Here is a 17,505-nt window from a genome sequence, read left to right as displayed (position 1 = left end):
GCGTGGCTGAGCGGGCCGCGGCGCGCGCGAGCCACTCCCCGCGTCGACTACTCCTCGAGTTCCCGCCCCATGAGCTCCGGCAGGGTGAATGCGGCACCGGCGGCGAGCAGGAACGCCGCGGCGAACACGCCGAAGACGAGCACGCTGCCACCACCCGCGAGCATGACGGGCACCAGCAGCGGCGCGATGATCGACGCGATGCGGCCGAAGCCCGCGGCCGCCCCGGTTCCCGACGCGCGCAGCCTCGTCGGATAGAGCTCGGGGCCGATCGCGTAGAGCGCTCCCCACGCGCCGAGGTTGAAGAAGGACAGGCACATGCCCGCGGCGAGGATCGCGCCCTCGGTCGTCGCGAAGCCGAACCAGAACGCGGCACACGCGGAACCGAGCAGGAAGATGGCGAGCGTCGCACGCCGGCCGATGCGCTCGATGAGGAAGGCCGCGACGAAGTAGCCGGGCAGCTGCGCCAGCGTGATGATGAGCGTGAACTCGAACGACTTCACAAGGGTGAAACCCTGGCCGACGAGGAGGCTCGGAATCCAGATGAACGCGCCGTAGTAGCTGAGGTTGATGCAGAACCACACGGCCCACAGGGCGGCCGTCCGTCGGCGCAGCGACGGCGCCCAGAGGTCGCGCCATCGTGCCCGCTGGGAATCCGGTGACACGGATGCTCGCGCTGCAGAGTGTCCGCGGTCAGACGCGTCGATACCCGCCGCCGGGGGCGCATCGACGCCAGCCGACTCCTCGAACTGCCGGACCGCTCGCTCGGCCTCCGCGTACCTGCCCTTGCTCTCCAGGAAGCGGACGGATTCGGGGAGCCCGAACCGCACGACCACCGCGTAGACGGCAGGCAGGAGGCCCGTCAGGAGGGCCCAGCGCCATCCATCCGCCGACAGCGGGATGATGAAGGCCCCGATGAGGGCGGCGCCGATCCAGCCGACAGCCCAGAACGCCTCCAGCAGCACGACGACCCGTCCGCGGATGCGCTTCGGCGCGTACTCGCTCACGAGCGTCGAGGCGACGGGAAGCTCGGCGCCGAGCCCCAGACCGACGATGAAGCGCAGCACCATGAGCGCGCCCACCGACGCCGCGAGCGCGGAGGCACCCGTGGCGAGACCGTAGATGAGGAGGGTCGCCGCGAACACCTGACGCCGCCCGAGCTTGTCGGCGAGCAGTCCGCCGACGCTCGCGCCGATCGCCATGCCGACGAAGCCGATCGAGGCGATGAACGACAGCGTCGTCGCGTCGAGGCTCCACTGCACCGCGAGCGCGGCCATGACGAACGAGATGAGGCTCACGTCCATGGCGTCGAGCGCCCAGCCGATGCCGGACCCGAACAGGAGCTTGCGGTGCCTGCCGGTGAACGGGAGGCGATCGAGGCGCTGATTGCGCGTGGGCGCCGCCTGCTCTGTCGCTGCGGCGTGGCGGTCAGCCGGGGTGCGCTCGGTCATGTGCGTATCCAAGGGTGCGGGGTGGAGGGGACGACTAACCGTGCCAGACAGGAAACGGCTCCACCAGCCCCGCTGCCGCATTGCGCAACGGAGGCCCGCGGAGCAGCGCTCTCTGCGAGTCAGGCCTCAGGGGACGCCATGTAGAAGACCTCCCACAGGTGGCCGTCGAGGTCGTCGAACGCTGAGCCGTACATCCCGAACTCGTTCGCCTCAGCCGGACGGTGGATTCTGCCCCCACCAGCCTCCGCCTTGGCCGTGATCTCGTCGACCTCCTCGGTGCTGCCGAGGAGGAGCGCTGTCGTGCTCTCGTGTCGGTTTCCGCCCACGATGGTCTCCGCGCCCTCCGGCAGGAAGCCCTGGAAGCGCTCGGTCTGCAGCAGCATGATCGCGACCTGGTCGTTGACGACGACGCAGCTGGTGCTGTCGTCGGAGAACATCGGGTTGATGGTGAAGCCAAGTCCGACGTAGAAGTCGGTGGCCGCCTTGACGTCGGCGACGGGCAGGTTCGGGAAGACCATGGATACGCCCATCATGGGCTCCTTTGCGCTCGAGACATGTGACGACGGATTACGCGTCGTAGCACGATCATAGGAGTCCGAACAGTCCACCGGAAGCGCGTCACGTGGCGTCGGGGGTCGTCCCGATCACGAGTGGGCTTTCGTCGGGGTCCTGCAGGAGTCCCTGCGCTCGAGCACGGTGTCGTGCGAGCGTCTCCGGCTCCATGTTCTGGAGGAGCGCGATCGTCATCTGGGTGCGCGGGTTGCGGGCGAAGACCGCCCGGTGGTGGGCGACGAAGTCCCAGTACAGGGCATCCCAGGCTTCAGTCCACGCCCCCGAAGGAAGGTCGGACATCTTCCGCAGGTAGTTGCTGCCGGAGACGTAGGGCTTGGTGGTCACCGTCTCGCCGGCCGCGAACTGGCTCATGGCGTAGACGTTCGGCACCATGACCCAGTCGTAGGCGTCCACGAACTGCTCCATGAACCACCGGTAGACGTCGTCCGGGTGGATGCGGAGCAGTGACATCGCGTTGCCGAGCACCATGAGGCGTTCGATGTGGTGGGCGTACCCGGTCGCGAGGACGCGACGGATGACGAGGTCGACGGGGTCCAGTCCGGTGCTGGCGGTCCACCATCCGCGCCCCAGGCGATTCGTGTGTCCGAGGACGTTCGATGTCCGGAGTTCCCGGCCACGGAGCCGGTAGGTGGCCCGCATGTACTCCCTCCACCCGATCACCTGACGCACGAAGCCCTCGAGGGAGGCGAGGGGTGTGTCCGCGCGGGCGCTCGAGAGCGTCATCTGCAGCACCTCGCGCGGGTCGAGCAGACCGATGTTGAGTGCTGGCGTGAGCAGGCTGTGGTTGAGGAAGGGATGCTCCGCGGAGATCGCGTCCTCGTACGGGCCGAAGTCGTCGAGGCGCGTGCGGACGAATTCTCGGAGGTGCTCGCGCGCCTCGTCCGCGGTCGTCGGCCAGGCGAACGTCGTCGGGTCGCCCGGGGCTTGGGGGAACTCCTCGCGAACCCAGGCGACGGCGAGTTCGACCTGTTCCTTCCCTTCGTCGCGGCCATCTGATGGCGGGGTGGGAGACATGAGTGCGTCCAGGTCGAAGGCACCCTGGGGATGCACGCTCGGGTGTCCGCGGAAGCGCGAGACCGTCGGCGGCACGTATCCCCTCGGCACGCGCTTGCGGTTGTCCGCATCGAACGACCAGCGGCCGCCGCATGGGCCGTCGCCGTCGAGGAGGATGCCGAGTCTGCGACGCTGCCAGATGTAGAACTCGTGCATGCGTGATTCGTTGTGCGCGAACCAGGAGTCCAGCTGCGCCCGGTCGGTGAGGAAGTTCGGCGTCTCGAGTTCGTCGTCCGCAGCCGCGGCGTAGCCCCCTGCGGCCAGTGCCCGGGTCAGGTCGCGTTCAAGCCAGTCGTCGACGACGTCGAACCACGTCACCCGGGTCGGCGAGTGTCGGCGGACGAGCGCGGCCACCTGCTGGCCGGAGGGAGCAGCCGCATCGCTCTCCAGGTACTCGACGACGTGCCCTGCAACGCAGAGACGCTGCGCGAACCGGGACATGGATGCTCGGTGCAGGACCAGCTTGTGCGAGTGGAAGGCGTATCGGCGGAAGAGGAGATCGTGTTCGATGAGCACGAACACGGTTCCGGTCGGCTCGGCGAAGTGCGCCTCGAACAGCTGGTGAGGCAGGACGAGCCGCAGCTCCCGCCCTGCCGCTCTCGGTTCAGCCAAGGAGCTCGACGGTGGCGTCTGCGGCCCGGTCTCCGGCGACCAGCGCACCTTGGATGGACCCTGTCTCGCGGTGGTCGCCCGTCACGATGAGCCGCTCTCCGACTCGCTCCGGCCCGCGGTCGACGAGGGGCGGTGGCTGGGCGGGGAGGGTGTGCGGGATGACGTGGTGCGCGAGCACCTCCCAGCCGTCGGTGGGCGTGCCGTATAGACGGGCGAGGTCGCGTCTGACGTCCGCTTCGCTCGCGAATCCGTCCAGGCGGTCGAGGAGGGTGGTCGCCTGCACGAGGTGCTGTCCGGCCGGGGCGTAGGAAGGGGCCACCTCCGAGATGACGGCGGTGTTCCAGATCGGCCCGGCCGGCCCGCCGCCGATGTTCGAGGCATCCAGAAGGAGGAACGGCCCGGTTCGCGGCGTCCCCGTGGCCCGGAACCACCATGTTGTCAGGCCGTGCGTCTTCGGAGCCGTCTGGCCGGTCAGCGCAGGGAGGTCGTTCGGGGCGACCGCGACGATCGCGGCTCGGGCGAGGATCGTCCCGCGGTCGGTGACGACCCGCACGCCACCCCCGGTCTCGGTCACCTCCCGCGCGGCGGTGCCGAGCCGGACGGGTTCGTGCAGCGAGGCGGCGATCTGGGCAGGCAGTGCGCGCATCCCGTCGGCGGGGAGCCCTGGCGCGCCGAGCGCGAAGTAGCGGACGAGCTGCTTGACGTGGTTCGCCGAGCTGCCTCCGCTGCTGTCGGCCAGGACTCCGGCGAGGAACGTGTCGAGCAGGTCGAGTCGGAGCCGCCCGGTGAGGCCCGCATCGTCGAATGAGGCGCTGAGCGTCGTATCCGGCCCAGCAGCCTGCGGGTCTGGCTGTGCAAGCGTCGGGCCGAGCCAGCGTGCGAGGGCCAGGACGTCGGAGACCGGCACGTGCCCGCTGAGCAGCGTCTGCAACGCGAACCGCGGATGGCGGAGCGGGTGCGCGAGCGTCGACGTCCGCTCCCGCGAACGGACGATGGCCCCGACCCCGAAGCGCTTGAGGTCGAGCGCAGCGAGGTCCACGGAGGCGCGCAACGCCGGGTAAGCGGGGTTGAGGACCTGGAAGCCGCGGTCGCAGAGGAAGCCGTCGATGGCGTCCGTGCCGACTCTGCCGCCGACCTCGTCCTCCGACTCGAGGACAACGACGCTGCGCCCGCGCTCCTCGAGGCTCCGCGCGGCCCTGAGGCCGGCGAGCCCTGCTCCAATGACGACGACGTCCGTGTCCATATGGCTCCGTTCGATGGGCTTCGCTCGACTGGTCCGTCAGTCTGCGGGAGCAACCCGGGCCGTCCCTGAGCGCGGGCTCGCGAACGCTGGTGGGCGCGGTCCTCGGCAGGCCGGGGTGCTGGTGGCGCAGAATGGCCCGCATGCACGGCGTTCATGAGATGGAGGAGTCCGACTCCCCCGCCACGCACGCGAAGCGACTGGCCTCGCTCCGCGCGGACGCCGTCGACCGCGTCACCAGTACGTCCGCGGCACTGCGGGCGCTTGTCCAGGACCGCTCCTCGCTCAACGACGACGACGAGCACGACCCCGACGGCGCTCCGCTGTCGGCCGAGTGGTCCCGCCTTGCCGGGCAGGTGGACGCGGCGCAGTCGGAACTCAGGCAGATCGAGGCAGCGCTTCTGCGCCTCGAAGAGGGCCGCTACGGCGTCTGCTCGACGTGCGGCCAGCGCATCCCGAACATCAGGCTGCGGGTTCGTCCCTTCGCGGAGCACTGCGTCTCCTGCGCAGAGCAACGGCGAGGCCGCGGCCGTCAGTAGGCGGATCGCCGCTCTCTCCACCACAGCCTGCACGGCTGCGTGGAACCTCGCCGAACGCCGAGGCAAGGCGGCAGCGTCTCCGGCTCACCCCCGCACGCGTCGTAGGCGTTGAGGAAGATCTCGCAGTCGCAGTACGCGCCCAGCCGGTCGAGGCGCTCGAGGAGTGCGGTCGCTCGCGGGGCCGTGCGTTCCTGGTACCACTGCGAGAAGCGGTGAGCGCCGTCGCAGCCGAACTCGTCGAGCTGCACGGCGACATAGCACAGCAGGCATTCGCGCGGCCCGGGTTCGAGCAGGTCGTTCGCCATCGTCTGGACGAGGGTCTCGGCTTCTTGGTCGATTCGCTGATCTGTCATGACCTGATATTGGACCGGACCACCGACAATCTCTGTCGCAGTGCGCACGTCCACAGCACGCCGCCGCGATTCAGCTCTCGCGAGACGAGAGCACGCAGAACTCGTTGCCCTCCGGGTCGCGCAGGACAACCCAGTTGACGTCGTCGCCCTGCCCGACGTCGGCGCGGGTGGCGCCCCTCGCGATCAAGGCGTCGACATGGGCGACCTGGCTCTCGTGCAGTGGAGCCGCGAGGTCGATGTGGAGCCTGTTCTTCACGGTCTTGTCGTCGCCGACCGGGACGAAGACCAGTCCGGGGCCGACCCGCTCGAAGGGCACACCAGGGTTGTCCTCATCGAGCCACTTCGGGATGATGACCGCCTCGTCGCCGTCCTCGAAGGAGACCTGCCAGTCGAGCGTCTCCGCCCACCAGGCCGCAAGAGCGCGATGATCTGTCGAATCGATGACGGTCGAATACCAGCGAAGTCCCATGTGCGCCTCCTCAGACGCGCCCATCCTCGGCGACCGAGCTGGGGATTCGCGCCACCCGGCCCGAGACGACCTCGAACTCGCGAGCTCGAGGAGACCGAGCAGGTTCGGAGAAGCATCCCCGCGCCAGGGGTCGTACCGTAGTCGTGATTCACCTGCTCACGACTGAACGAAGGAAGCTGCCATGGCGGAGAAGACGACCGGACTCTCGAAGGACGAGCGCGAGGCGGTCAAGCAGCGTGCCGCGGAGCTGCGCGCCGAGCAGAAGGCGGGCAAGAACCGGGCCGCGGGCGACGCGGCTATCCAGAAGGCGATCGCGGAGATGACCGACGAGGACAAGGCGCTCGCCGAGGGCGTCGACCGCATCGTGAAGGACGTCGCCCCGCAGCTCATGCCGAAGACCTGGTACGGCTTCCCCGCCTACACCGACGCAGACGGCAAGGTCGTCGTGTTCTTCAAGGCGGCATCGAAGTTCACGACTCGGTACGCAACGCTCGGCTTCGAGGAGGCCGCGAAGCTCGATGACGGCGACCTCTGGGTGACGTCGTTCGCGCTCATCACGCTGACGCCGGAGACTGAGAAGACCATCGCCGATTACGTGCGCAGGGCCGCGGGCGCGTAAGCGCGACGGAGTCGGACTCGGGCCAGGCAGGGGCTTCCCGCCTGGCCCGCTCTCTCAGCCGTGTGCGGCTCTGCGGTACCGGATGTGCGTGGCGAGCGGTGAGTGCAGCACCTCGACCGGTTCGTACCCGAACGTCTCGACGCCGTCGAACATCCGCTCGCCGCCACCGAGCAGCACGGGCGCGATGTCGAGGGCGAGCTCGTCGATGACGCCGGCCTGCAGTGCCTGTCGGACCGTGGAGGCGCCACCGGCGATGTCGACGCCGTTGCCGTCCGCGACGGACAGGGCCCGGGCGAAGGCGGCGTCGAACCCGTCGGTCACGAAGTGGAAGGTCGTGCCGCCTTCCATCTCGATTGGCTCGCGGGCGTGATGCGTGAGCACGAACACCGGCGCATGGTACGGGGGCTCATCGCCCCACCATCCTCGCCACTCTCCGTCCCATTCGCCGCGAATCGGGCCGAACATGTTCCGGCCCATGACGTAGGCGCCTCGGGGCCGCATGAGCCAGCTGGCCGCGACCTCGTCGGCGTCGGTCGCGCGCGGATCCCCCATGTGCCACGTGTGGAGGCCGTGCCCTCCCCGGCCGAGGGGATGCTCGCGGCTCTGCTCGGGGCCGGCGACGAAGCCGTCCAGGGAGATGGACATGTGGCACGTGGTGTCGGACATTCGGGGCCCTCCGTTGGACACGAGATCAGATCGTGACCGCGACCCTACTCCCGATTCAGCCCGGGCATCACTCCCCGCCACCCGCCGCCGTGATCAGGGTGTGCAACGTGCTGCTGAGCAGTTCACCGTGCCGTTCGTCGAGCGTCTGGCCGGCCCGAAGGAGGCCGATGACATAGAGCCCGCTGATGGCTTCCGCCCGCACTCGCTCGTCGCGCACGTGCACGAGGGAGCGCACCGCGTCGCTCGTGACGTTCATGACGAGCCGCGGTCGCGCAGGCGACGCCTCAGGCTCGCTGAGCAACCCCGCCCAAGGGTCTGCCTCAGCACCGTCATCCGCCAGCTGACTCAAGTGGTCATCACCGGCGGCCACGAACAGGGAAGGCGTGGATGCAGGCGCGAACGCCCGTAGATCGAGGTCCACGCCGAGCCGTTCGAGGACTGCACGGGCGTGCACCTCGAACCCGCGGGCCTCCGCGCCACCCTCGCGCGGTTCCGGGAGGGAGTCGAGGAACGCGTGCGGGTCGAAGGCGCGCACGCGCGCCGTATGCCCGCGGCGCTCACGCACCTTGCGGAGGATCTCGCTGCCGTAGACATAGGAGCCGTTGACGAGCAGCGATCGCTTCGCGCGCAGGAGCGGGGCGAACGCGGTGAAGTCGGTCATCGACGTCGTGTACCGCACATCGTCCGAGAGGCGCAGGATCTGCGCGAGCGTCATCGTGCCTTCGCTGGTCGCCCAGGGCACGTGGCCGATCACGAGGTCGAGCATGTCGTCATCGCCCGCCGCCATGGCGAGGATGCCCTTCGCGTGGACGTCCATGAATCGGTCGAAGCCGACCGGGTCGCTCAGCGCGAAGTGCTCGATCCCCTGCCTGAGCTGCGTCCCGATCTGCGCTTTCACGTCGCCGATCGCCGGCGAGTCCTGCAGGGATTCTCGGGAGGCGGTCAGGGCGAGGTCGCCGCCCTCGACGGCGAGTCGCACGAAGTAGGCCCAGTTCGGAGCCAGCTGCACGTTGTCGTCGGCGACGAACATGCCGTGAGAGTAGACGGTGTCACCGTGTCGGTTCCCGACCCGCCCCGGGCTGTCCGAGATGAAGGCCACCCCGACCACACCGGCCGTGGGCACGTCGATGGGAAGCACGGCGAGGGGCGCGAATCCGAGCTCGCGATGACACCAGGCGGTCGCCTCGAGGCCGGAGCCTCTCCATGGCGGCGTCCGGGTGCTGACGATCTCGGACTGCGCGTGCGCACCGGTCTGCAGCTTGATGGGCAGCTCGAGCAAGCTCGCGAAACGCTCAGCGAGCAGTTGCACCCGCACCGGTTCGACCCACTCCCGGTCGTCGGCGCGCGCCTGCACTCGCACCTCGGTGCCGGCGTCCGGGAGAGGCGTCTGGGCGCTGGTGATCGTGAATGTGCCATCAGAGTCCCCGACCCAGCTCAGCGTCGGCGCGTCGGCCGAACGGGCGCTGCGCGACCGCACCTCGATGCGATCGGCGATGAGGAAGCACGACAGCAGCCCGATGCCGAACTGGCCCAGGTACTGACGACGCACTCGCGTGAAGTCGCTCCGCTTGCTCGAGGCGCCGATGGTCGCGAGCACCGACCGCATCTCCTCCTCGGTCAGCCCGATGCCGGAGTCGCGGACCAGCACGGCCCCGCCGTCTTCGATCTCGATCGCGATCTCCCGAGGGGCGGACGGATCGGATTCGCTTCTGGCCACCACCGCGTCCCTGGCGTTCTGGATCAGCTCGCGGAGGTACACGCGCGGGCTGGAGTACAGGTGGTGGGACAGGATGTCGACGATGCCGCGCAGGTCGACTCGGAAGCTCTCCCCGCTCATGCGGACACCCCGAAGGAGGTGTCGCCCGGGAACCACCGGTCCCGCACCCAGGTGCTCCACCCGTCATCCCCGTTCCGGGCGTCCAGACCGCGGGTGAGGTCCGCGACCCGCGAACGGAGTCTCGGGCCCCGCGGATCGTCAGGGGATGTGGCGAGCAGCGCGCTGCCGCAGGCGGCGAGGACCATGAGTTCGCTTGGCGACTCGTCGACCTCATCGAGCAGCGCATCGACGATCCGTCCGAAGTCGGCACCGGGGGCGGCTATCCCCTCGAGCAGCACCCATCCGGGTAACGGCCCGAACTCTGTGACATCCCCGTCGACGCTCTCCAGGAGCCGAACAAGCTCGGCTGAGGCCGCCCTGTCTCCGGAACGGGCATCCAGCCAGCACAGCCACGCGGTCGCGGCTCGAATCTGCTCAGCATCCCCGATCGCGCGGACGCGTTTGGCCGTCGCCGCCGCGAAGGCGGGCTCGACCAGGGCGGTCAGCCGAACGACTTCGAGGTCGACTGTGACCCGGTCGAGCAGCTTCTCCTCTGCCGCCAGCTCGTGCTGCACCTGCTCGACGGCCGCGCGCAGGGCCGAGCCATCGTCGCGGTGGGCGGCGATCTCCGCGCGCGCGAGCGAGAGGTGCGCGAGCGGGCCACCGGTGACCTCCCGCAGGCGAGTCTCGGTCTGGATGAGCTCCTCGATCTCCGACCACGCGACGTCGGGCGATGCGACTGCCTGTTCGACGGTCACCGCGAAGAAGCGCTCGCCGATCGCCTGGAAGGCGTCCTCGATGGCGTCGTGCGCGCGCAGGAGCTCCGTCTGCGAACTGCGGAAGTCGCGAACGAGCGTGGCGATCCTGCCCTGCTGACCCGCCCTGAGACCGTGGAGCAACGGCACGCAGTAGCGGGTCGACGCGCACTCGAGCTGCTCCGAGCGCGCCGCGAGGGAGGCCGCGAGGGCGTCGGCTTCTTCGGGCGTCTCGGCGGAGAGCAGCTCCATCGTGTCGCCGAGGTGCGCGACGTAGCGGTGCTTGATGGAGATAGGCGGGTCCTCGGAGCTCACCGACGCCGTGCGAGGCAGCCAGCCCGCGGCGAGAATCGCCTCGGCTCGTTCTTCCACATCGCCCCAGACCTCCGGGTCATCGACGAGGGTGGGCCGTGGATGGGTGGGGAGCCCCGCCCACCAGAATGTCTCGAGTTCGCGAGAGTGCACGTCGGTGCCGCCACGCCGGTCCAAGGCGGCGGCGGACTGCTCGGCCAGCGCCCTCAGCAGCTTGCCCTCCTCCCCGGTCGGGTCGGCGAGGATGCGGCTGCGCGCGACGGCGGCTGTCGCCTCCCAGTCACTCCCATCGAGGTGCAGGTTGCGGAGGGTGTGGTCGACGGAAGCGAGCGCTGCATCCGGCCGCTCTTCCAGGACGGGGATGAGGAACTCGGCGACACCGTCTCGAGCGAGCCGGGCGGATCCGACCTCGGCGAGCAACTGGTCGGCGATGAGGTTCGCGTCCGCTCGCCGACCCGCGCGAACGTAGAAGAAGGCGAGCATGATGAGCAGCGGCAAGGCGTTCACCGCCTCGGAACGCGCCTCGTCGAACGCGCGAGGGTCGATCTCGAGCATCCGCAACCGCTGCTCGAGCGTCTCCGTCGCGCGCGGCAGATCGAAGCGGGCCACCAGAGGCAGCTCCATCTGGATGACACCGGAGTCGTCCGGACGCCATTCGACGCTGTTCTCGGATCGCCAACGCTGCACCCAGTCGAGCGTCGCCGCGGCGTCTCCTTTCGCGGCCGCGACGGCGGCTCGGGCGACGTAGACGCCGACGACGTCGGCACCCCGCTGTCGTATCTGCTGCTCGACGAGATCGATGGCACGGGTGATCTGCTCGAGCGGCACGACCGGGTCGTCGACGAGCGTCATGCTTGCCGTCGCGATGGAGTTGAGCATGCGGTTCACGTTCTCGGGCGCGATGAGGTCGCCGTGGCGGTGGATGACCTGCATGAGGCGCACGTATGCGTCGAGCGCCCGCAGCGCGAGTCCCCCTTTGATGAGGGTGGTGTACTGACCGAAGCGCGCACTGGCGACGAGGTGCGGGAACTCCGCACGTTCGCAGTCCGCGATGAACTCGTCCCAGACCTCGAGCTTCCCCTCGTCTTCGGGGAGGTCCCAGATAGCGGAGCTGCGCTCGAAGAGACTCTGGATGCGTTCCTGCTGCTCGTCGTCGAGCGTGCCTATCTCTGAATACGCGATCATCGTGGGCCTCCTCTGGGGACGTGTCCTCGCGACGACCCTACCCAGGCCGTGCTGAAGATGCCCGTCGCCGTCGACCGAGTGCTCCTGGATGACGAGGCCCTCGCGTGCTGCTCACAGAAGGACGGCTCAGTCGGCACGGTCGACCTGCACGTCGCGCCGCGCGAGCGCCCTGCGTGCGCGGGGCCCGAGGAGACCGCCGATGTCGTCCACTCGCCGGAGGTTCGTGAACGGCGCGAGGTCGTGGTCGGTGATCGTTGCGATGTCGAAGCTGCTGTCCTCCCCATCCCACTGCGGAATCAGCTGCGCGTAGATTTCATTGCCTCCGTCGAGGACGAGCTCCTCGACCTTCCCTGCTACGCGCGTAGGGATCGGATACCTGCGCAGCCAGGCGCGCACGGAAGGGATCATGGTGTCGTAGTACGCGTCCGGATCGAAGTTCTTCGCTCCTTGATCCTGAGCGAAGTCGTACACGTTGAAGCGCGGACCGAGCACCCGCTGAACGAACATGAGCTCGTTGAGGATCGCGAGACGGAACGGGAACGACTTCAGCGGGAGTGTCGGCTCCTCGAGCACCGGAAGCTTCCATTTCCCGGACGGCTTCTTCACCGGCGGCACGGGCCTGTACGAGGCGATGATCTCCGTGACCGGAGCGTGCGCTGACCGGACCATGTCCGCCAGCTCCTCGGTCTGCTGTCTGGCGAAGCGCTCCCGGGCCTCCATCGCGTGGAGCTCTCGCAGCTCGGTGGCGTTCAGGAGCAGGACGAACTCCCAATCCCCGACCCTGAACCGAAGCATCAGGTACGCCTTCCGGAGCTCCGCATCCGGGGCTGCTGCGATCGGCGGCTGCCCCTCGATGGTGAACGCACCCGTGTAGGCACCAGACGGGCGGTAGAGACTCGCCGATTCGTCGCGCTTCGCCTCTCTGCGCGCATCGGTCGCCAGGGTCACGGAGACGCCCGTCGCTACTTCGCCGTCCTTCGTGGACGCGCGCACGCCGACGTCGTCCCAGACGACCCAGGTCGTGCTCCCGTTCGGTGGAAGGGTGCGCGGTGAACCCAGCGCGTCCGTCAGGGCTCGGACGCTCTGCGCGTCGACGGGCACGCCGTCGATGCGCAGCCCGTCCCGCGAGACATCGATGCTCGGCATGTTCACGTCTCTGCTCATGACCACCACTTCCTCGAGGCTCAACCGACGCCACCAGTATGCGAGGCGGCACGCGTGTGCCCGAGCAGCGTTCCGTGCCGATTCGGCGACCGGCACCGGCGGTGCTTGAGGGCACCGTCGACAAGCATCCGGGCACAGTTGCTGCTGTCAGTGCGCTGCCCCTGCCCTGGCAGACCGGATTGGCGGACCCCGAGTGTCGAAGCGCAGAAGCAGATCGAAGGCGGCAGGGCGGGACTCGCGGTGCTTCGTGCAGGTCAGGAGCCAGCCGAGCCTCGGCGTCGAGACGTCGACCGGAACCACCTGGGTCGGCGTCGACCAGCAGGTCGGGCACGGCTCCGCGGATGCGCTCTTCGAGCTCACCGCCCAGCAGTACGTCGGGGAGCTGCTCTGGGACTCGGTCAAACCAGGGTTCGTCGGCGAGTGCTGGTCTGGCAAGCACGACGACCTCAGGCTCTTCGACCCCCGTGGCGGGTCCTGGTACCCCGAGCAGTGGGTCCCCGCGAGGAGCCGCATGTTCCCTCCCCGCGTCGACGGGGAGATCTGGCACCACGTGGACGCCCTGGGTGAGGCGCTGGATTCGGAACGCGCGACGGTCTCGCGGGCGCTCGCGGGCGGGACGGAGGACGTGACCGTGGATGCCGGGCGCGTCGCAGGCATCCGCTTCACGCTGAGCGGGGACCCCGCCTATCCGCGACCGGCTGGCCTCATCGCCGGGCTCGGTGCCGGGGCGAGTCGACCTCAGGTGTCGGCGGTGCTGGGCGCTCCCGCCGAGGCAGACTCGGACGTGCACGGCCTCGAGGGTGATCTCGTGCGCGTCCGCTACGACGCTGAGGGTCTTGCCGAGGTCCTCCTCGAGCGTCCCGAGCCGCGTCCGCTGCCGGACGGGCCGTTGAAGCCCGTCTTCGGGATGCTCGGCGAGCTGGAGGGTGGCTTCGCGTGGACGCGCGGGAGCGAGCTGCTCGGGGAGGTCCGTCGGCGCTGGGCCGTGTCGTCGGGGTTCCCGAGGCGCCTCCTCGAGTTCGACAGCGGCGCGGAGGTGCAGGTCGAAGACGCCCGCGTGCTGAGCGTTCGCCTCCGCCCCTCCCCTGAGTCGGTCGCTCCACCGCCGGTCGGTGTGACGGCGCTCGCGCGTGGTCCGCGCTACCCGCGGACACGGGAGGAGGCACGCCACACGCTTGGTGCACCGCTGTCGACGACCGGCCGGATGGAGCTCCGACGGTTCGGCGCCTGCGATCTGATGACGGAGTACAGCTCGGCCGAAGCCGACGCGGCGGTGATCGAGCTGACGGCGCTCCCTGTCGGGGTGAGCGTGTCGCACCGCATCCACCGGTGGCGTTCCGGCGAGTTCACGATGTTCCTCGACGCCCTCGGCCTGCCGGAAGAGCATCCGCTGGTGTTGGCGGTCGGCCGGCTCGACGGGGTCGACCTCTCGTTCCGCGATGGCTGTCTCGAGCGTGTCGAGATCGGCGGCGCAGGCTCCCAGCCCGAGCGCTTCGCCGCGTTCGTCGACGGGACTCCCGCCAGTCCGACGCGGAAGGACCTCCCGTTCGGAGTGCCGACGTACATCGGCGAGCACGACGATCTGCGCGACTTCGAGCAGGGCTGGATCCACGTGCACGCACGCGACGGCGTGCACATCACGACCATCGCGGTGAGCCTGGAGCAGCCGGAAGACATCGACGTCCACCTCTGGCTGCCGCACCGCGACCGCTGAGGCCCAGTCCCAGCGGCGCTCGCGGCGTAGCCCTCTGCTCGGTCCGGGACCTGACCTGTTCAGTCCAGGTACGGAGCGTCACTCGGGTGGCAGCGAATCCCAGACCTCTCGCCATTTGGCCGCGAGCGAGTCGATCGTCTCATGCGCGTTCAGCCCGCTCGGCTGAGGAACGACCCAGAGGTCGACGCCTTCAGGCCAACCGTCGATCGCGAGCACATCCTGCCGTCCGAGCACCGCCTTGGGCAGCGCGAATGCGGTCCGGAAGGCGGTGATACCCGCAACGGCCACCGCGTCCGGACGCATGTCCCGCACACGTTCGACGAGTCGCCGCCCACCGGTCTGCAACTCTGAGCGCGAGAGCTCGTCCGCTCGTACCGTGGCGCGACCGACCAGGTTCGTGATCGCGATGCCGCGGCGCAACAGCGACTGCTCGTCGTCGGCCAGAAGTCCGCGCGAGGCGTCGACGACGTGGTCCGTGAACCCGGCTCGGTGCAACGAGGGCCAGAATCGGTTGCCCGGTCGGGCGAACGGGGCGTTGACCGCCGCCGTCCACAGCCCCGGGTTGACGCCCACGATGAGGAGACGGACCGTCGCGAGATCGACGGGGAGAATGTCGTCCACGGCATCGGCGTCGCTGCCCTGGAACGCTGCAAGCTCGGAAGTCAGAGGTTTCCGACCACCAAGCGGCGACTCCCGACGCTCCCTGGCAGGGACGGGCGCGAAAACGGGCGCGTCACTCACTGCAGTTCCTTCCATCGACGGTCCGAGGCTGGTCTGCACGAATCAGACGGTGGACGCTGCCACCGCTACACGTTGAAGCGGAACTCGACGACGTCGCCGTCCTGCATGACGTAGTCCTTGCCCTCCATGCGGGCCTTGCCCTTGGCGCGAGCCTCGGCGGTGGAGCCGGTCTCGACGAGGTCATCGAACGAGATGACCTCGGCCTTGATGAAGCCGCGCTCGAAATCGGTGTGGATGACGCCGGCCGCAGCCGGGGCCTTCCAGCCCTTGCGGATCGTCCACGCGCGCGACTCCTTTGGGCCGGCGGTGAGGTACGTCTGCAGGCCGAGCGTGTCGAAGCCGATGCGCGCGAGCTGGCTGAGGCCCGACTCGTCCTGGCCGAGCGACGCGAGCAGCTCTGCCGCTTCTTCGGGGTCCAGGTCGATGAGCTCCGACTCGGTCTGCGCGTCGAGGAAGATCGCCTTCGCGGGTGCGACGAGCGCGGCCAGCTCGGCCAGCTTCTCCTCGCTGCTCAGCGCGGCCTCGTCGATGTTGAAGACGAAGATCATGGGCTTGGCCGTCAGCAGGCCGAGCTCCTTGACGGGCTCGAGATCGATCTTCGTCGCCGAGAGCAGCGTGCCCTCGTCGAGCGCCGCCTTGGCCTCGTTCGCCGCCTCGAGCACGGACGAGTCAAGACGCTTCTGCTTGACCTCCTTCTCGAAGCGCGGCAGCGCCTTCTCGATGGTCTGCAGATCGGCGAGGATCAGCTCGGTGTTGATCGTCTCCATGTCGCTGGCCGGCTCGACCTTGCCGTCGACATGCACCACGTCGCCGTCTTCGAAGCCGCGCACAACCTGCACGATCGCATCCGCTTCACGGATGTTCGCGAGGAACTGGTTGCCGAGGCCCTCCCCCTCGCTCGCACCGCGCACGATGCCGGCGATGTCGACGAACGACACCGCTGCGGGGAGGATGCGCTCCGAGCCGAAGATCTCGGCCAGCACCTTCAGGCGAGCGTCGGGCAGCTCGACGACCCCCACGTTCGGCTCGATCGTCGCGAACGGGTAGTTCGCCGCGAGAACCTGGTTCTTCGTGAGTGCGTTGAAAAGGGTCGATTTGCCGACGTTGGGCAGGCCGACGATGCCAAGAGTAAGAGCCACGAGGGTCTATCGTACGGGGCCGAGCGTCATTCGGCACTCCAGACCGACGCGAGCGCGTCCCAGTGCGCTCGCGTCATGAGCGAGCGCGGCGTGACGGCGACACTCGTCACCCCGTAGCTCGCGGAAGCGCGAACCCCTGCCCCGAAATCAGCCGGATCGAGCAACACGTCCCCGTCGTCGGTCCACAGCCCCACTGACATCGTCACCATCGTCGGATCGATACCCGCGTCACGGAACGCGCGCGTCAGGGTGGTCGAGTCATCGCCAGACGCACCGCTCATGCCGAAGTAGTTCCAGACGATGAGCCGATCGACGGCCCCCGCGAGCACCGAGAGGTCGTGGCCGCTCTCGGCGCGTCCGGAGACCGGGTCTTCCCACGACGTGCGCACATCCAGCGCCAGCTCACTGCCGGCCGCGTTCGCCGCCACACGTGCACGGGATGCGAGCTGGGCGATCACCTGCGACCGCCACGCGCCGATCGACGGATGCCCGGTATCGATCGCACCGTCTGCGTCTCGTGGCCAGTCGGCTGCGCCGAACATCGACATGTACAGTTCGCGGTCGTCATCGCCGAATGTGGACCCATCGAACATGATCTCCGTGAGCGTGACCTCGTCAGCGTCGTAGGTCCTGGCGACGTACCCGACCATCTCGACGAGCCGGTCCCCCACCGGTCCGTCCGCGAGCGCAGACGCGGACGAGAAGGATTCCGACCGCTGGCCAGATGCGTCGACCCCTGCGAGCTCGGGGTCAGCGGCGATGAGCTCGGGGATCAGGGCGTCGATCGTCAGCACGATCCGTCGAGGTGTCCCGTCCGGCTGGGTGCCGACCTCATCGATCGCACGCTGCACGTAGTCGGTTCCGGTCTCTTCGACAAGAGACGAGTTGCGATCCGCATGCTTCGCCCAGGGGAAGGCCGACCACTCGACACGCCCCACTGCGAGGTGCACGGCATTCGCGTTCACAGATTCGAGGTCGGCTCGGACCGCAGACCAATCCGTGTCGGCGTTGGCGACGTCCTCGAAGCCGAGGCTCACGGCCCGCACCTCCGGGTCGACGATCAGCGAGTCGTCGGCACATGCGGTGAGGCCCAAGAGCGAGACCACG

16 protein-coding genes are annotated in these 17,505 nt (G+C 68.9%); 3 read left to right on the top strand and 13 right to left on the bottom strand.

What is annotated here, in order from left to right; all coding sequences use genetic code 11:
• Window positions 1-47: 47 nt before the first annotated feature.
• The 4 genes from ACQFZP_RS02270 to ACQFZP_RS02255 form a co-directional block, all read right to left on the bottom strand.
• A complete protein-coding gene (locus ACQFZP_RS02270; RefSeq protein ID WP_211890201.1) occupies window positions 48-1,448 on the bottom strand; it encodes an MFS transporter in 1,401 nt (466 codons plus the stop codon).
• A gap of 119 nt (window positions 1,449-1,567) precedes the next feature.
• Window positions 1,568-1,981 carry a VOC family protein gene (locus ACQFZP_RS02265; RefSeq protein ID WP_211890200.1) on the bottom strand — a complete coding sequence of 138 codons (414 nt, stop codon included), beginning with the start codon at window positions 1,979-1,981 and terminating at the stop codon, window positions 1,568-1,570.
• 85 nt (window positions 1,982-2,066) lie between these two features.
• On the bottom strand, window positions 2,067-3,686 hold the full coding sequence (locus tag ACQFZP_RS02260) for a cryptochrome/photolyase family protein (RefSeq protein WP_211890199.1): 1,620 nt from the start codon (window positions 3,684-3,686) through the stop codon (window positions 2,067-2,069).
• Window positions 3,679-4,929: an NAD(P)/FAD-dependent oxidoreductase gene (locus tag ACQFZP_RS02255; RefSeq protein WP_211890198.1), complete on the bottom strand. Its 1,251-nt coding sequence runs from the start codon at window positions 4,927-4,929 to the stop codon at window positions 3,679-3,681. The genes ACQFZP_RS02260 and ACQFZP_RS02255 overlap by 8 nt, the downstream gene beginning before the upstream one ends.
• 140 nt (window positions 4,930-5,069) lie before the next feature.
• Between ACQFZP_RS02255 and ACQFZP_RS02250 the strand changes: the two genes are divergently transcribed.
• A complete protein-coding gene (locus ACQFZP_RS02250) occupies window positions 5,070-5,465 on the top strand; it encodes a TraR/DksA family transcriptional regulator (protein ID WP_249312003.1) in 396 nt (131 codons plus the stop codon).
• Here ACQFZP_RS02250 and ACQFZP_RS02245 read toward each other — a convergent pair.
• On the bottom strand, window positions 5,459-5,818 hold the full coding sequence (locus ACQFZP_RS02245; RefSeq protein ID WP_211890197.1) for a DUF2695 domain-containing protein: 360 nt from the start codon (window positions 5,816-5,818) through the stop codon (window positions 5,459-5,461). The two genes, ACQFZP_RS02250 and ACQFZP_RS02245, sit on opposite strands and share 7 nt — an antisense overlap.
• Window positions 5,819-5,888: 70 nt before the next feature.
• The gene (locus tag ACQFZP_RS02240; RefSeq protein WP_211890196.1) at window positions 5,889-6,287 is read right to left on the bottom strand and encodes a VOC family protein; all 399 of its coding nucleotides are present in this window, start codon (window positions 6,285-6,287) and stop codon (window positions 5,889-5,891) included.
• A 181-nt stretch (window positions 6,288-6,468) separates the two neighbouring features.
• Between ACQFZP_RS02240 and ACQFZP_RS02235 the strand changes: the two genes are divergently transcribed.
• Window positions 6,469-6,906 carry a hypothetical protein gene (locus tag ACQFZP_RS02235; RefSeq protein ID WP_104312316.1) on the top strand — a complete coding sequence of 146 codons (438 nt, stop codon included), beginning with the start codon at window positions 6,469-6,471 and terminating at the stop codon, window positions 6,904-6,906.
• A 54-nt stretch (window positions 6,907-6,960) separates the two neighbouring features.
• Here ACQFZP_RS02235 and ACQFZP_RS02230 read toward each other — a convergent pair whose 3' ends face one another.
• From ACQFZP_RS02230 to ACQFZP_RS02215, 4 genes are all read right to left on the bottom strand, one after another.
• Window positions 6,961-7,572, bottom strand: coding sequence for a dihydrofolate reductase family protein (locus ACQFZP_RS02230; RefSeq protein WP_104312317.1), 612 nt, complete (start codon window positions 7,570-7,572; stop codon window positions 6,961-6,963).
• Window positions 7,573-7,639: 67 nt separating this feature from the next.
• Complete coding sequence (locus tag ACQFZP_RS02225; protein WP_211890195.1) at window positions 7,640-9,409, bottom strand: HSP90 family protein; 1,770 nt, start codon at window positions 9,407-9,409, stop codon at window positions 7,640-7,642.
• Window positions 9,406-11,640: a hypothetical protein gene (locus tag ACQFZP_RS02220; RefSeq protein WP_211890194.1), complete on the bottom strand. Its 2,235-nt coding sequence runs from the start codon at window positions 11,638-11,640 to the stop codon at window positions 9,406-9,408. Before ACQFZP_RS02220 ends, ACQFZP_RS02225 begins: the two co-directional genes overlap by 4 nt.
• Before the next feature lie 126 nt (window positions 11,641-11,766).
• On the bottom strand, window positions 11,767-12,804 hold the full coding sequence (locus tag ACQFZP_RS02215) for a DUF6892 domain-containing protein (RefSeq protein ID WP_211890193.1): 1,038 nt from the start codon (window positions 12,802-12,804) through the stop codon (window positions 11,767-11,769).
• Window positions 12,805-13,051: 247 nt separating this feature from the next.
• Between ACQFZP_RS02215 and ACQFZP_RS02210 the strand changes: the two genes are divergently transcribed.
• Window positions 13,052-14,518, top strand: a complete 1,467-nt coding sequence (locus ACQFZP_RS02210) for a hypothetical protein (RefSeq protein WP_211890192.1) — start codon at window positions 13,052-13,054, stop codon at window positions 14,516-14,518.
• Window positions 14,519-14,596: 78 nt separating this feature from the next.
• On the opposite strand, the gene ACQFZP_RS02205 is transcribed toward ACQFZP_RS02210, so the two are convergent.
• From ACQFZP_RS02205 to ACQFZP_RS02195, 3 genes are all read right to left on the bottom strand, one after another.
• A complete protein-coding gene (locus ACQFZP_RS02205) occupies window positions 14,597-15,139 on the bottom strand; it encodes a mismatch-specific DNA-glycosylase (protein ID WP_307852724.1) in 543 nt (180 codons plus the stop codon).
• 185 nt (window positions 15,140-15,324) lie between these two features.
• Window positions 15,325-16,398 carry a redox-regulated ATPase YchF gene (ychF, locus tag ACQFZP_RS02200; RefSeq protein ID WP_104312323.1) on the bottom strand — a complete coding sequence of 358 codons (1,074 nt, stop codon included), beginning with the start codon at window positions 16,396-16,398 and terminating at the stop codon, window positions 15,325-15,327.
• A 26-nt stretch (window positions 16,399-16,424) separates the two neighbouring features.
• Window positions 16,425-17,504 carry a hypothetical protein gene (locus ACQFZP_RS02195; RefSeq protein ID WP_211890191.1) on the bottom strand — a complete coding sequence of 360 codons (1,080 nt, stop codon included), beginning with the start codon at window positions 17,502-17,504 and terminating at the stop codon, window positions 16,425-16,427.
• Between the last annotated feature and the right edge of the window lies 1 nt (window position 17,505).

The organism is Pseudoclavibacter sp. Marseille-Q434, from assembly GCF_050315415.1.
In the GTDB taxonomy this organism is placed as follows: Bacteria; Actinomycetota; Actinomycetes; order Actinomycetales; family Microbacteriaceae; genus Pseudoclavibacter.
This window is presented reverse-complemented; position numbering and strand designations above follow the sequence as displayed.